8 protein-coding genes are annotated in these 14,462 nt (G+C 58.8%); 6 read left to right on the plus strand and 2 right to left on the minus strand.

The genetic code is table 11. The annotated features are described in order from the left end of the window. Window positions 1-82: 82 nt before the first annotated feature. The 4 genes from C7S18_RS11355 (at window position 83) to C7S18_RS11370 (ending at window position 8,096) form a co-directional block, all read left to right on the plus strand. Window positions 83-1,483 (plus strand): hypothetical protein, encoded by a 1,401-nt coding sequence (locus tag C7S18_RS11355; RefSeq protein WP_106891675.1) that lies wholly within the window; start codon window positions 83-85, stop codon window positions 1,481-1,483. Continuing rightward, on the plus strand, window positions 1,480-3,399 hold the full coding sequence (locus C7S18_RS11360; protein WP_106891676.1) for a phospholipase D-like domain-containing protein: 1,920 nt from the start codon (window positions 1,480-1,482) through the stop codon (window positions 3,397-3,399). Before C7S18_RS11355 ends, C7S18_RS11360 begins: the two co-directional genes overlap by 4 nt. Further along, on the plus strand, window positions 3,386-7,027 hold the full coding sequence (locus C7S18_RS11365) for a DEAD/DEAH box helicase (RefSeq protein ID WP_106891677.1): 3,642 nt from the start codon (window positions 3,386-3,388) through the stop codon (window positions 7,025-7,027). The genes C7S18_RS11360 and C7S18_RS11365 overlap by 14 nt, the downstream gene beginning before the upstream one ends. Window positions 7,028-7,205: 178 nt before the next feature. After that, window positions 7,206-8,096, plus strand: a complete 891-nt coding sequence (locus C7S18_RS11370; protein WP_106891678.1) for a GIY-YIG nuclease family protein — start codon at window positions 7,206-7,208, stop codon at window positions 8,094-8,096. Window positions 8,097-9,744: 1,648 nt separating this feature from the next. On the opposite strand, the gene C7S18_RS11390 is transcribed toward C7S18_RS11370, so the two are convergent. Together C7S18_RS11390 and C7S18_RS11395 are read right to left on the minus strand one after the other, a co-directional pair. Further along, the gene (locus C7S18_RS11390) at window positions 9,745-10,023 is read right to left on the minus strand and encodes a hypothetical protein (protein WP_146151889.1); all 279 of its coding nucleotides are present in this window, start codon (window positions 10,021-10,023) and stop codon (window positions 9,745-9,747) included. After that, on the minus strand, window positions 10,020-12,377 hold the full coding sequence (locus tag C7S18_RS11395; RefSeq protein ID WP_106891683.1) for an Hsp70 family protein: 2,358 nt from the start codon (window positions 12,375-12,377) through the stop codon (window positions 10,020-10,022). The genes C7S18_RS11390 and C7S18_RS11395 overlap by 4 nt, the downstream gene beginning before the upstream one ends. A gap of 284 nt (window positions 12,378-12,661) precedes the next feature. Here C7S18_RS11395 and C7S18_RS11400 point away from each other — a divergent pair, with 284 nt between their 5' ends. Continuing rightward, window positions 12,662-13,015 carry a cupredoxin domain-containing protein gene (locus C7S18_RS11400; RefSeq protein ID WP_240623885.1) on the plus strand — a complete coding sequence of 118 codons (354 nt, stop codon included), beginning with the start codon at window positions 12,662-12,664 and terminating at the stop codon, window positions 13,013-13,015. A gap of 367 nt (window positions 13,016-13,382) precedes the next feature. Beyond that, window positions 13,383-14,123, plus strand: coding sequence for a hypothetical protein (locus C7S18_RS11410; RefSeq protein ID WP_106891685.1), 741 nt, complete (start codon window positions 13,383-13,385; stop codon window positions 14,121-14,123). The last annotated feature ends 339 nt before the right edge of the window (window positions 14,124-14,462 follow it).

The raw sequence follows: 14,462 nt of genomic DNA on the forward strand, positions 1-14,462 counted from the left end.
GGGGCGCAGCCGATGCGACGAATGCGGACTGACTGGGTGCAGAGCGCTGGGCTGTTATGCCTGAGCGGTATCGGGGATAGCGATGTTTCTTGATCCTTATCTCACCGAATACGACGATCGCCTGAGTGGCGATGCTTCGATTGATCCTTTGGGTATGCTGATTATCTGGTCGGCGTTCGGGCGGCGGATTTTCAAAAACCGGGTCAACTCGATCTCGAATGACGTCCGGAACTACACCCTCAACTTGTTCCATCACAACCTGATTCGCCGCATCGTGCGTGACGAGAGCATTGTGCTGAGCCGCGCGCTGGAAGGCGTGTTCGGTCGGAAGGATTCGACTGCATTCAAGAGTGCCTGTCTGCTGTATCTCGAGAATCTGTTCGTCTTTTCTGTCATCTGGTACGAAGCCGAGTCGAAGCGAAGCAACGGTCAGGCGAGACCTAGCGTCGAAAGCAGCGGTGTTCTGGGCGTGTCGAAGGGGAATCGAATCTGGAACGAGACCAACGAGAACCCCCTATTGGTCTTCAGCCGCAACCGCCCTGATCGAGAGATTCTCAAACGTCAGCTAGGGCTCGGGGTGAGCGGTCGCTACAAATCGCCAATGATGCAAATTGGCTATTTCGACACGCACTATCACTACCATTTGCCCAGTGCCGAGCCCTTGTGGCGCGACGCTGAGCAGTTCATCGCTGGCAACCCGTCCATGCACACGCTGGCAGCACAATGCTATGAGCACTTGTCGCAGCTACTGACCATCAATCGCAAAGACCCGGAAACACCGTTCAAGTCGATCCCGGAAAGCCTGCCCTTGGCCTATGTGCAGACGTTTCCGAACTCGGGCACCGTTGGCAAGTTCGCGCGCGAATTCTGGCTCAAAGCAACGGGCCTGAATTTGGGGGCCGCGGGGGCACTGCTCAACACCTTGGACCAGCAACCGAATCGCGCCGAAGCGCTCTCGGCCCGCGAGCTGATTTACCAGACGCCTACCCCCGTGCCCGAGGAAGAGGGCCTGAAGTTCGAGCACATTAAGCAATTGGAGCCATTCCTGGCGGATGCTGTGCTGCTGTTCAATTTGATGGCGTGCCGCAAATCGCAAACCGTGCAGCATGTGATGGAACAGTGGCAGAAGTTCCACCGGGATGCGCGCACGCTGCCAGACCGGGCCCGTGCCATTCTAGATAACGATAAGCTGCTCAAGGTCACGGTCGGTGCGAGCCGTCATCGCTTGAACAAGCTGCTGCAACTCGCCAACACATCCAGCATGACGGAGCAGGTTCACCTCCTGGTCGACTATCACCGTTCTGTGATGGCGCAGCGCGGTCAAGCGTCCTGGTTGGACATCGTTGGCGACGAGATTCGTCTGGATGCCCGGCCTATGCGTGACCCGGACGTCAAGCACTGGGAACCGGGTGCGTGGTATCACAGCTATTACTTGCCCAACTTCCAGGCTTTGGTTCGCGGCTACCAAGGAGTGGGCGCATGAAGTTGCTGGATGCCTTTGCAAGGCAATTAGGGTCGCTGGACAAGCTCCGCTACGTCTGGATGACGAGCTTCACCCTCGATATCGAATTCGTGGAGACCTACCTGCTCCCGAAGGCGCTGAACCAGGATCAACCAAGGCGGCGCGCAGACTACGAGAATCTGCAACTTGTGCTTAACAAGGACTTGGTCGATTTTCGGGTGTTCTGCGACTACCGATTCATGGGCGCTGATCAGAACAAGCGCACTGCCATTCCGGTGCACGGCGTGTCCCCCGCCGCCTGGGCGCAGTTGTTCTCGCCAGACAGCCTATTCCACCCGAAGGTGATCTATCTTGAAGATGTCAAAGGGAATCGTGTTCTTGGCACGGGCAGCGCAAACCTCACTTTGAGCGGATGGGCCCGCAACCAGGAGGCCTTTCTGTTTGAGCGAATCGAAACCGAAACACAGTATGAAGCCGTGCGGGGCTTTTTTTCGGCGTTGGCCGGAAATGCGGGGCTGGCATTTCCATGGCCGGAGCGTGCTGGCCTGTCACGTGAACCGGGTCGTTGGTCGTTCGTGCACAGCTTCCAGGATCGCTCGTTCGTGTCGCAGTTCTTCACCCAGAATCATGCGGGCGACCTGTTGGTTTGGTCGCCCTACCTGTCGCACGATCTGATGGGGTTGGTTCAGGAGCTCAGATTGGCCGCGAATATGCCGGACCTTCGGGTGCATTTAGTGCCCGACTTGGTCGACGGGCAGTATGTTCGAGCGCCGTGGAACGAGGCACTGCAAGCCTTCTCGGAATCGGGCGCCCTCTCGCTGTATCGCCGGGATAATCACTCGGACGCCGACGCCCCGTTCTGTCACGCCAAAATCTGGAAGCTTGGCAACGTGCTGGCCATTGGCTCTTGGAACTTCACGAGCAAAGGCGCCAATCTGCCAGACCCGGCCGGCGCACGCGATTCCAACGTGAATATCGAAGCCGGAATGATCCTGAGTCACGAAGGCGACTGGCAAACCGCGCGCGGCGAGAAGCTCGCCATGTCTGCCGACCGATTCGCCTCCGACGAACTGCTGGCGCAAGAAGCCCTGGTCGTTCCGAGCCAGCTACCGTTCGACGCGCAGGTACGGTTTGATTGGCATTTGCACCACTACTTTGTCACGGCGTCTTGGCATGTCGGTATGCCGATGGGCGGCTACGCGCTGAGACTGCCTGGGCATGATCCGTTGCTCCCGCTCAACTGGGAGCCACAAGAGAAAGCGCTCAGTATTGGTCCAATCAAGGTCCACAGTCCTGGGACGATTCTGCACGAGCGGCGCTTTCAGGTTCTGAGGGATGACGTCGTGGTCTATCGGGCGCTGATCATCGAGACCGAGGTCGCCGACCGCCCCGCCCAAGCATTCGAGTCCCTGGAGGACTTGCTCAACGCGATGATCTTCAATGGCGATACCAGTACTGACGAAGACGCTCCGTTTCGGGTTCCAGACAACCAGGAGGTCGACGCGCTGGAGGCCCTAGAGGAGCCGGCCGAATCCGATTCCGAAGTGACTGAGCCAAAGCAAGCCGAACGCATCAGCTATTTCCGGCTGTTCCAAGCCACGCATCAGTATGCCGAGACGCTCAAGGCGATCAAGAAGTCAGACGACCTGCATCGCTGGGTCTTTACGCGACCGGGCTGCCTACTAGAGCTGATCGAGAAAACCCACAAGAGGAATACCGACCGCAATCAGGGTCTGTTTAATTGGTTCCTGACTCAGGAAGTGCGGACTTTGTGTCAGCTCGCCAAGGCCATACGACACGAGTTGGCGACCAGCGAGGACGATCCCCTTCAGTGGCGATGGGACAGCCTGGAACTTGCCCTACCAACCCTCCCAGACAAGATCCCGCATGAGTTCGTGCAGTTCGTGCGAAAGGAGTGCGGCTATGCCAGTAACTGAGTGGGGAACACTGGATCCCAAGCGGGTCGGCGGCTGGATCAATTTCCGGCGCGACCAGCCCGATTGGCAGTACGCCAGCGATGGCGCGGCCTCGATGGCATCGCGCCAAGCCGAAGGCGTTGCCTACTTGTGGAATTTGCTGGCTCAGCAGGGCGTGGCCCTCTTGGCGGACGAAGTTGGCATGGGCAAAACCTTCCAAGCACTGGGCGTAGCTGCCCTACTCTGGAAGATGAAACCTGATGCCCGAGTGCTCGTCATGGCGCCTAACCGCGACATCTGCGCGCACTGGCGGCGCGAGTTTCAGGCCTTCGTCGAGTTTCACTATCGACCAGTGGATCATTGCGTGAAAAATGGCGTAGACGGCGGCCCTGTGCCAGCCGTCCACACCCTCACGCGCCTGGAAGATCTCGTCGCTGCCGTTGAGCAGGGGGCAGGACACCTTTATCTGACCACGATCCACTCTTTGAGCGGGCTGGTGCCCGATGGACAGAAAGGCCAGGACAGTGCCGCAGTGGCCCGGAACAACGCACAAGCCCTGCACCAGCGCATCAAGGCAGCACTCGGCCCAGATGGATTTGACTTGATCATCATTGATGAAGCGCACTACTTCCGGAACCGAAGCGGCGGTTCACAACGTGTTGCGGCGGCGGAAGCATGGTTTGGTTCGGCAGCGTCGCGGCTGAGTCAGAAGACGCTTCTATTGACTGCGACACCCAGCCACAGCCGGCTCGAAGACATTCACAGCATCGTCAGCTACTTCCGAACGCCCGATCCGGAGACAGCCAAGACGCCGATGGCCCTGATGAAGGCCTTTGGGCTGCGTCGGCTAAGGCGCATGCAAGGAAATGCGGGGCACTTCAGCAAGCATCAGTACCGCACCGAGCAAGGCATGCCGTGCGACTTTGACCAGCGCCCGGAGTCAGAGCTGTTCTTTGCGCTCTATCAGAAAATGCTCGTGACACGCCTCAAGATCACCAGAGAAAGCAAGAGCTTGCTGTATGGCTTTCTGGAGGGTTTTGAATCGGTTGGTTGTGCGCCGATTGAGCAGGATGGAGCTTCCGATCCCGAAGCATCCGCAAAAGCGGATACCGAATTCGACTTTGACAAGGCCGGCGACACCGATCTGCTCAATTACTTGACCGGCAAGTATTCCGCCGCGTTTGGGCACCTGCCCGACCATCCCAAGTACGGCCAGTTGGTGGCACGCTGTGTGCCAACAGACCTGTTCACGGCGCCCAAAGACCTGTTCGATGACAAACATCTCGTGTTTGTTCGCCGAATTCCGTCCGTCCGTGAATTGACTCAGCGTATCAACAGCGCTTACGACGATCTCTTGGCTGCTCGAATCTACCGGGCCTTCGGCCTGACCGAAGATAGTCCGCTGGTAAAAAACTGGCGTGATGGCAAGCCAAAATGGTCTCGTAGCGGATTTGACGAGTTGGTTCGGCAATGTGAGGTCGGCGGTTCGGAACCGGAAGACGACGATAGTCAGGACGACGCACAAGACGCCGTCGAGGATGCCGACGCCTACCTTGGCTCGACCATCGCTGACTTGTTTGTCGTAAAGAAAGGCCGCGGTAACCGGAATGACGCCATCAAGGTCAGCCAACGATTCAAGCGCGCGACCAGCGCGTTCGCGATGTTTCTGGAGCCCGCGCTCGACTATAAAAACAAGCCATACGAGAAATTCTACGAATACAAGGAGAATGGCCGAGCCCGAGCTGACTTTGTCACGTCGGCAAAAGACCAACGCTTCAATATTCTGAAGCCGCTGGCCAACACAAAGCGAAAGTCGAACCGCAACTATGAGGCTGCGAACTACGACGCCCCAGTTCGTACGGTTTGGGCACTCGTCTATCCAGAGCTCAGCCCTGACCAACGCAAGAAGCTCGATTCCTGGGCGGACGATCGCAAAGACATTGCCGAAAACTTTGCCAACTACCTCAAATCCGGGTTCCTATTTGCCAGTCCGGTCATGGTTGAACTCTATGCCTGGTACAAAGAGTTTAGTCGCGACAATCAAGAAGGAGGCGTTCAGCAGCGCTATCTTGCGTTCTGGGCGTTCGCCGAGCAGCGCATCAAGACATCATTGCTTTTGGCCTACTTCAAGGCAGCGCTCGATACGTTTGAAATTTTGTGCGAGAAAATTGTCGATCACCCCTTGGGCGCCTGGGAGAAGGAATGGACGGTTCTTACATCACTGCAAAGCCCAGCTTGGTACGCGAGCGGGCAGTCAAAGAATCGGCAGCGCTTGATTCTTGGGTTCAACAGCCCGTTTTATCCCAATGTCCTGGTGGCCACTTCGGTATTTCAGGAAGGCGTAAACCTGCACGTCCAGTGCCGAAAGGTTCACCACTATGGGATCGCCGGATCGCCGGGTGCTAACGAGCAGCGCGTCGGGCGAGTCGATCGTTTGTTTGGCCGCGTCAATGAACTACTCAAGCAACAGGGCAAGGCGGAACTCCAGATCGCTTATCCGTTTCTGCAGGGCTCAGTGGATGAAGATCAAGTCGCCTCGTTCATCGCGCGCAAATACGATGTGGAAGAGCGGATGGACAGCTGCAAACCCTTGCACTTTGACAATACCGTCGAGCTAACCCGAGAAGACTGGTCCCGATTTCTGCGCACGCCAGACCGGGTGACGCTGAGCGAGGACCCCTACCCGGCTCAGTTCGACCCTCCGAATTCAGATGGTCTGAGCTACGAGCCGATTGTTGCCCATGATAACGACGAGATCGACGCCCATGTTGCGGCGCTGTTTGAAGGCATCGTCAATAGCGCGGTCGGAACGCTGCATAAGGTGGAAAAGAACCTACACAACCCAAACGCCAGATTCCTGATTGATTCGGTCCTCACGCGCGATGGCGGTCAACGCACGCAGCCCATTTTGGTCGAGCAGCATTTCTCGGCGCCCTTTTCGGCGCTGGTCAGCGGCACTGTCTACGCGCTCACGCTTACTTCCCCGATTGCCAGCAAAGCAGATCTGGCAAGTCGCAAATTGGCCATCCAGTCAAACGTCGAGACCAAGTGGGCCCCTATCCGACAGACCGCGCCGCTGGTTCGGTTGGCTGTCAATGAGGCGGCCGCGAACAGCCATTTCTATTTGTATCTGCGCGTCGATCTGCCCATTTTCACCTGCAAGGGCAAGCTCTCGCATTTGTCCTCAGCAGAGCTCAGCTTGTGCTTCCAGCAATTACAGCAGTGCGCTGATGCGTTCGAGTCGGCGTTGTTTGCGGATGATCGTGATCTCGGCCTGGCAGCGCTTCCAGTTCAGCCGTTCTTGCAGAAACCAGCCGTTGGATCAGTCGCCCCCGGGGACAGAACCTCAATTGCACCACTTGGACCCTTGTGGACAAGATTGTCATCGGTATCGGACGGCGTTGTTCAGATGGTGGCTTCAGCTAACCTCGCGACATTAAGGCAACGATTCTTGGACGAAGACGTGCCCGCGGATTCCTTTGCGGCAGTATTGGCACTGAATCACGAACTGCCGTTCCTAGACTTTTGGCCCGATTCAGGGGGACAGGTTCAAGTCTGTGCCAGCTATCCTTCTGCCGACATGCAGGCCGACGAACAACATCTGTTGGAGCGCTGGCTTGACTATGTGCTCAGCGATTGCCGCAGCTAGTGTCGGACAATGACGGTGTGCATTGTTTCCTGAGTACAGACTTTATCGGCACCATCGTTCGGCGACTTGGCCGCGGCCCCCTCAGCGCAGACACGTTCCGTGTGTGCCAGATGCGCTTGTTTGGTTAGATAGCAGTTAAAGTAACCGCAGTGACCGGCAAACAACTTGGACAGCGACCATGCAGCCCTTCTCAATCAGTCTATTTGCAACCACCGGCGACCCGGAGGGCATTCGTCATGTCGACAAGTCGAACTGGTCTGGATTCGGCGTGGTGTTCACACGGGAGCTGTTCCAAGCATTGAAGGTCGAACCGGGATACGACCGGGCCGGGGTATACATTCTGGTCGGCAATGCGGCGGAAGAGACCATCTACATTGGCGAAGCGGACCCTATCGGCGATCGGCTCAAGAGTCATGTATCGAAAAAAGAGGGCTGGGTCTGGGGTGTGTACTTCTTTGATCAAAACCATAAGATTGGCAAAACGGAAGTGCAGTTCTTGGAGTCCGAGTTAGTCAGCCTGGCCAAGAGGCACGATCGAGCCATTTTGCTGAACAAGAATCAACCTACCGCCCCAACAATGGCGCCTGCGGCCAAGGCAACGGCACAGGCGTTTCTGGCCGACATGCTGTTGATCCTGCCGATGCTTGGTATCAATGCGTTCACGGCACCAAAACTTGCCGACCTGGATGATCAAGTACAGCCGGTTGGCTCAGATGCCGAAAAGTTCGACACCATCGTCGTGCCGGCGCGTGAAGAGGGCTTTCGGCAAGTGTTCTTGAATGAGCACTGCTGGTACGCCATCAGGATCAACGCCAAACATATTGCGAAACTCAAATACATTGCCGCGTATCAAGTGGCGCCAGTTGGTGCAATCACGCATATTGCCGAGGTCAAGTCGATCAAGCCCTACAATGACACCGGCAAGTACTTGGTCGAGTTCAAAGCCCCAGCAACGCCAATTGTGCCGATTCCGCGATTGGAGACGAGCCATACCAACATGCAATCCTCGCGATATGCACTTCGGGACAAGCTCATGGCAGCGAAGAGTTTGGACGACGTTTGGGACTAGACTGCGATCCAGCGGCGTCGACTACCTTGCTGTCATGTGCCTAGTGCGTGTGTTAATGGTCGGAACCGTTGGCACCGGAACTAGTATGAGTTGGCGCCCAGGCTTTGCGACAAGAACGCCTGGCCCGCGGATCAAGTCCGGACTGACGACAATAGTCGCGGGGAGACCCGAGGTGCGGCTGGCGCCGTTGGCGGTTCAGTTGATCGACGCGGCGCTGATGGTGAGTCCACAGGTTTTCCTGGATCTCGGATCAAACCTGGTATCGCCAAAGTACGCGGGTGCATTGCTTGCGGCAGCGATGCGCCGATTATTGTCGTCACTCCGGCGAAGCAGGCTGTGTGAAGATGGTTGAAGGTTGCGGCGCTACTCCAACTCGTCATCCCGACGAAAGTCGGGACCCAGGGCAATCTGGCTGTGGTGCCGCAAGTATTCTGGGTCCCGACTTTCGTCGGGATGACGACAACAGCGTAAGTCGCCTTGCGATGACGTTAGGCGCCATGAACGCAGCCAAATGAGGTGTTCGGCAAGATTGCCCTGGATCCCGGAATCCGCTGCGCGGCTTCCAGGATGACGACAATAGAGATGCGGTGATTCGAGGTGCGGCTGGCGCCGGTCATCACTTTGTCGGCTGTGAAAGTTGTCCGGCAAGATTGCCCTGGATCCCGGAATCCGCTGCGCGGCTTCCAGGATGACGACAATAGTGATGCGGTGATTCGAGATGCGGCTGGCGCCGGTCATCACTTTGTCGGCTGTAAAAGGTGTTCGGCAAGATTGCCCTGGATCCCGGAACCCGCTGCGCGGCTTGCAGGATGACGACAATAGAGATGCGGTGATTCGAGGTGCGGCTGGCGCCGGCCATGACTTCGTTAGCTGCGAAAGCTGTCCGGCAAGATTGCCCTGGATCCCGGAACCCGCTGCGCGGCTTCCAGGATGACGACAATAGAGATGCGGTGATTCGAGGTGCGGCTGGCGCCGTGGGTGGATCGGTCGATCGACGTGGTGTTGATGGCGGGTCCATAAGAATGCCTGGACCTCGGATCAAGTCTGGTGTCAACAAAGTACGCTTTTGCATTGCTTGCGGCGGCGACGCGCCGGCTATTGTCGTCACTCCGGCGAAGCAGGCTGTGTGAAGACGGTTGAAGGTTGCGGCGCTACTCCAACTCGTCATCCCAACGAAAGTCGGGACCCAGGGCAATCTGGCCGCGGTGCCGCAAGTATTCTGGGTCCCGACTTTCGTCGGGATGACGACAACAGCCTAAGTCGCCTTGCGATGACGTTAGGCGCCATGAACGCAGCTAAATGAGGTGTTCGGCAAGATTGCCCTGGATCCCGGAATCCGCTGCGCGGCTTCCAGGATGACGACAATAGAGATGCGGTGATTCGAGGTGCGGCTGGCGCCGGTCATCACTTTGTCGGCTGTAAAAGGGGTTCGGCAAGATTGCCCTGGATCCCGGAACCCGCTGCGCGGCTTCCAGGATGACGACAATAGTGATGCGGTGATTCGAGGTGCGGCAGGCGCCGGCCATGACTTCGTTAGCTGCGAAAGCTGTCCGGCAAGATTGCCCTGTATCCCGGAATCCGCTGTGCGGCCTCCAGGATGACGACAATAGTGATGCGGTGATCCGAGGCGCGGCTGGCGCCGTGGTGTTCAAGGCGGTGACTCGTCTTGCAATACTTCTTCAAGCGACTCGATCGACGGTTCACCGATATACGCCACGCCAACGTGCACCACCTCCAACGCCACACACCGCCGCAATGCGCTGTGCTTTGCTAAGTCCGCATCGGTCTGGCACAGATACACCGAGCGTTCGCAGGTAGCGCAGAATCGGATGGAATCGTCACCCTGCACCGGTTCCAACTTCTCCCAGCGGGCGTGGCAGCGCATGGCGAGTGGGCAATGGTGAATGCTCCAGGACATCTTGGTCATGCGGCGGCCCTCGTTTCGTGGTGGCCATCGTCGCGTTCGGGTAGAACGGCGCCTTGTAGGGCGCTGTCCTCTTCTGCTTCGGCCTGCGCGGTGCTGGCATCGCGAAATTTTTGGGCGAGCTCGGGGTGGCCGAGCGATTGGGCGCATCGGGACAGCCAGCCCAAGCTCCACTGGGATTGCTTGCTCGGGTCGGCGACGCGGCTGATCGCATCTTGGTGGATCAAGCGGGCCTTGGTTGGCTCGCCGAGTGCGGCAACAATGTCGCCTTTGAGGACCAGATATGCGGGCTGGTTATTGCGCTCAAGCGTCTGCTCGATGATCTCCAGTGCTTCTTGATGGCGTTTGCTCTTGTGCAGGAACAACGCCAGGTTGAAACCGGCCATGGGCGACTCGGCGGCCTGGCGGTAAACGGATTCGGCGCGATCACGATCGCCGAGTTCTTCGAGATAAATCGCGCGCAGGTTGAGCAGATTGAACGTGGGGCCATCGTGCTGCACGGCGCAGGAGATGTAATGCAGCGCGCGCTCGAGATGGCCAATGCGGGCGGCATCGCGCGCCATCTGCTCAAACGCTTTGCCGAGCTGATGGTCTGGAATCAGACTGCAGCGGATCATCTCCTCCGATTCGAGCAAGCGGCAACGCGCCACTTGGCCTTGATCTGTGTGCGTGAGCGGCGCGTCGAAGCGCTGTTCGAACTCAGGGTCGCCGTCGGCATCGGCGAGGCGGCGCAAGCGGAGCGTCAGGCATTGGTTCTCATCGAGTAGCCACGCCACCGCGAGTGGCTCACCTTGCGTAACGGGTGCCTCGAGTTGCCAGATCGAACGGCCCACCACGCGTCCGCCGTCGGCGATCACTTCAATCGCGAGATCCACCGGCCGGTCGGCAACGGTCGCGGGCGCGTACACCACAATCGGCGCGTTGGACGCCGCGGGCAACATGGCGCCGGCCTTGGCCAACGGCACCAAGCCTTGTCGGGTGCGTAAACTGAGGTCAGCGCTGGAGGCCGGTGCGATCAGGGGTTTATCGGTCGCGGCGATCGCGAGCGCCTGTAACGCGGCGCCACGCGCGATGGCGCCTTGTACATCGCGATCGTCGCCGAGTTCGACCAGTTCGGCCTCAGCGAAATACTGCTGCAAGGCGTCTTGCACCTGCGGGATGCGGCTGCTGGAGCCCGCAAGCAACACGAGATCGATCGCATCAGGTTGCAAACCGGCACGCGCGAGTACTTGGTGAATCGGCCGGAACACCGAGTCGCGCTCGACAAACTCGTCCGAAACGGATTTGTCCGGGTGCGGGTTGAGGAAGGGGCGCAGCAGCTTTTCGAACGTCGCTTGATCCAGGCACGCGTCGCTCAAAAAGAGTTCGCGCTGGTTCCATTCGATGCAGTGATCGCCCGCCGAGACCACCGCCACGGCACTGGTGTCGTCCCCTGCTTCGCGCTGCGCTCGCAGGCGCTGGCAGAGCGCCCGCTTCAGTTGTTCGGCGACGGGCAACAACACGGGCTCGAAGCGGCGGCGCTTGTCGGCGAAGGTCACGGCGGTGCGCTCAAGCTTATAGCGCTCCAACAACGTGGGGATCAGGTGGCCATGCACAATCGCGCGGTCGATGTCGCCCCCGCCAATCCGGTGATAACGGCTGGTCGCCAGCAGTCGCGGCGCGAGTGCTGCGGTGGCCGATGCTTGCAGCGTGAACAAGGCCACGTCACAGGTGCCGCCGCCGAAGTCGAACACGAGCCAGGTGGCGCCGGCTTTCAGGTGATCGCCAGCGGCTTCTGGATGTCGGTGGAGCAAGTCGAGCACGGCCGCATACGGCTCGTCCAGCAAGCGCACGTCCTGATACACGTCGAACAGCAGCGACGCAGCGTCCAGCGTGGCGGTGCGCTGTGCGCCATGAAACGACGCCGGCACGGTGATGACCATTGGATTGGCGATGGGCCCGGCATTGAGCCCGGAGGCTTCGAACAAGTATTGGATGATGTGCGCGGCAATCTCGGTGGCCGATTGAAAGCCCTGCGGCGCCCGCGCATACGTGTGGCGCAGGCCAATCTCGTTCTTGGTCTCGGTGAACGAGCCCCGGTGCTGGATGTATCGCGGTGTGCGCGCCAATCGTTTGGCGGCGTGACCCACAATCGCTTCGCCGTCGGTCACGGCCACCACCGAGGGCACCGCGATTTGGCCCTCCGGCTGCCCGGGCTCGTCGATGGTTTGGCAGTCGCAGACGATCTCGCCGTCCTCAAAGCGCGCGACCGCAATGCAGCTCTTGGTCGTGCCGAGATCAATGCCCACCGCGAGCCCGTCGAACGCCTCCTCCGCCAATGCCGTCCGCAGGTCGTCGAACACCGTGTTAGCCGTCATCACATGTCTCCTCAACCGGGTCGGTTCAGCTCAATCTAAGGCTGAAGCAACGACGTCTCAGCGGTTGAGACGGAAAGCAAGATGATGGCGGAGGTTTGCCAAGCGATTGGCACGACGAGCGCGACGTTCGCGACGAGTGGTGCGTGTCCGGACTCGATGCCTAAAATCAGGCATTGACTTGCGCAATCATGGGCGCGCCACGCATGGTCCGCCTCGCCTTTGAACCCGTCCCGAGGCTCCCTTGTGGACAAAATGCCCCCGCGCCATAATGTGAACGATTCGTAATGACGGGACTTTTGATGCGTACTTTTGGATTTTTTCCCGTTGCGGGACTGAGCCTCGGTTTGCTTACTGCTTTGCCGCTTCACGCCGAGCCGCCCGCCTTTGAGCTGCGCATCAAGGACCACCAATTCACACCGAGCGAGCTCAAGATTCCTGCCGGCGTGAAAGTGCGTTTGGTTGTCCACAATGATGACCCGACTCCGGAAGAGTTCGAGAGCCACGCGCTCAATCGCGAAAAGGTGATTCCGGGCGGCAGCAAGGCAGTGATCTTTATCGGGCCTTTGAAATCCGGGCGCTATCCCTTCGTCGGTGAGATTCATGAAGCCAGCGCGCAAGGCGTGCTGATGGTCGAGTGATTCAGCAAGCCTCGCTGCCCCGTATGTTTAGGGAGGGTCTGAATAAGTCCATCCTGGACTTTCAGACTCACAATGAGTCCGGCACATGTCCGGACTCATTGCACCAGAATCAAGCACTTGCGTGCTCGATTCTGGGCGGGCCATCCATGGCCCGCATCGCCTCTGAACCTGTTCAGAGGCTCCTTAGCAGTTTGATCTGGTCTTTCGAGAGGTGCTGAAAGCGGCGTCTATCATCGGCACTGTTGCCGCCGTCACGCGCAGCGTCGCAAACACTGCACCCTTTGATCGGCTGTCAGGCCCGCCCCTTGGGCGTGCAAATTCTGGCCGATACCATCATCGCGCTTTCTCTTTTCTTAGGAATGAACACATGGGGATCCCCCTGCAAAACCGCCGCGCGACCCTGATCGCCAGCGCACTCCTGATGACCTTGGTTGCCTCCGTCGCTTCGGCCGGCCCCTCGGACAAGATCTATCACCCGTCCGTCGAACGTGGCGAGAAGGAAATCGAGTTTCGCGGCACTTGGTTGGACGAGGGCGACGTGTACGAGCGTAAGTTCATTCTCGACTTGGCGTATACGCCGACCGATCGCTGGAAGACCGAGTTGGTGCTGGAGTACGAAGGCGACTCTGGCGCAGGGGGCGAGTTGGAGGCGTTCGAGTGGGAGAACATCTTCGTGTTCGGCGAACCCGGTCAATATGCGGTCGACTTTGGCTTACTCGCCGAGTATGAACACAAGTTCGAAGACGGCGACGACGAAATCAAGATCGGCCCGCTGCTGCAAAAGGAATTCAGCGCCCTGATTGCCACGGTCAACTTGCAGTTGCAGCGCGAGCTGGGCTCGGGCCACGACACCGAGCTCGTTTACGGCTGGGAAACCCGCTGGCGCGGTCGCGAGGCCCTGGAGTTTGGTCTGCAGGGCTTTGGTGACCTGGGCGCGCTTGATCACCTGGGCGATGTCGACGAGCACCGCCTTGGCCCGGCCCTGTTTGGTCAGCAAAAGCTCGCCAATGGCGACAAACTCAATTGGAATGCTGCGGTACTTGGCAGTGTTGGCAGTGACGGCCCCGATAGCCAGGCTCGCTTTCAAGTGGAGTATGAGATTTACTGATTCGGCCTGAGCTGGCAGGATTCGCTCGCATTTGGAATGGGCGGCAGAAATCGCGCGAATGGTGCTGGCTGCTTGTATCGATACGCCAAACCTTATCGCTGTCGCTCCGGCGCAGGCGGGAGCACAGGGTAATCGCGGGGTCTAATGTTGGGCGTTTGCGCCAGCCTGCGGCTGCAATTGAACGGCGCGCCGTCGACGGGTGGTTTTGTGTCAGCAAGCAACAGGTGAGATTGCCGCGAACTTGAAACCCGCCCCGGATCAAGTCCGGGGCGACGAATCGCGAAAATGTTTGGCGTGGCAAAACCGGTGCTTCAGATCGCCCAAAGGCGCGGTTTCCCA

This window comes from Ahniella affigens (genome assembly GCF_003015185.1).
Classification (GTDB): domain Bacteria; phylum Pseudomonadota; class Gammaproteobacteria; order Xanthomonadales; family Ahniellaceae; genus Ahniella; species Ahniella affigens.

What these genes read in the sequence shown, in the direction of transcription:
- C7S18_RS11360 (WP_106891676.1), top strand. Translation starts at nt 1,480, where the DNA reads ATGAAGTTGCTGGATGCCTTTGCAAGGCAATTAGGGTCGCTGGACAAG.
- C7S18_RS11410 (WP_106891685.1), top strand. Translation starts at nt 13,383, where the DNA reads ATGGGGATCCCCCTGCAAAACCGCCGCGCGACCCTGATCGCCAGCGCA.
- C7S18_RS11365 (WP_106891677.1), top strand. Translation starts at nt 3,386, where the DNA reads ATGCCAGTAACTGAGTGGGGAACACTGGATCCCAAGCGGGTCGGCGGC.
- C7S18_RS11370 (WP_106891678.1), top strand. Translation starts at nt 7,206, where the DNA reads ATGCAGCCCTTCTCAATCAGTCTATTTGCAACCACCGGCGACCCGGAG.
- C7S18_RS11400 (WP_240623885.1), top strand. Translation starts at nt 12,662, where the DNA reads ATGACGGGACTTTTGATGCGTACTTTTGGATTTTTTCCCGTTGCGGGA.
- C7S18_RS11395 (WP_106891683.1), bottom strand. Translation starts at nt 12,377, where the DNA reads ATGACGGCTAACACGGTGTTCGACGACCTGCGGACGGCATTGGCGGAG.
- C7S18_RS11355 (WP_106891675.1), top strand. Translation starts at nt 83, where the DNA reads ATGTTTCTTGATCCTTATCTCACCGAATACGACGATCGCCTGAGTGGC.
- C7S18_RS11390 (WP_146151889.1), bottom strand. Translation starts at nt 10,023, where the DNA reads ATGACCAAGATGTCCTGGAGCATTCACCATTGCCCACTCGCCATGCGC.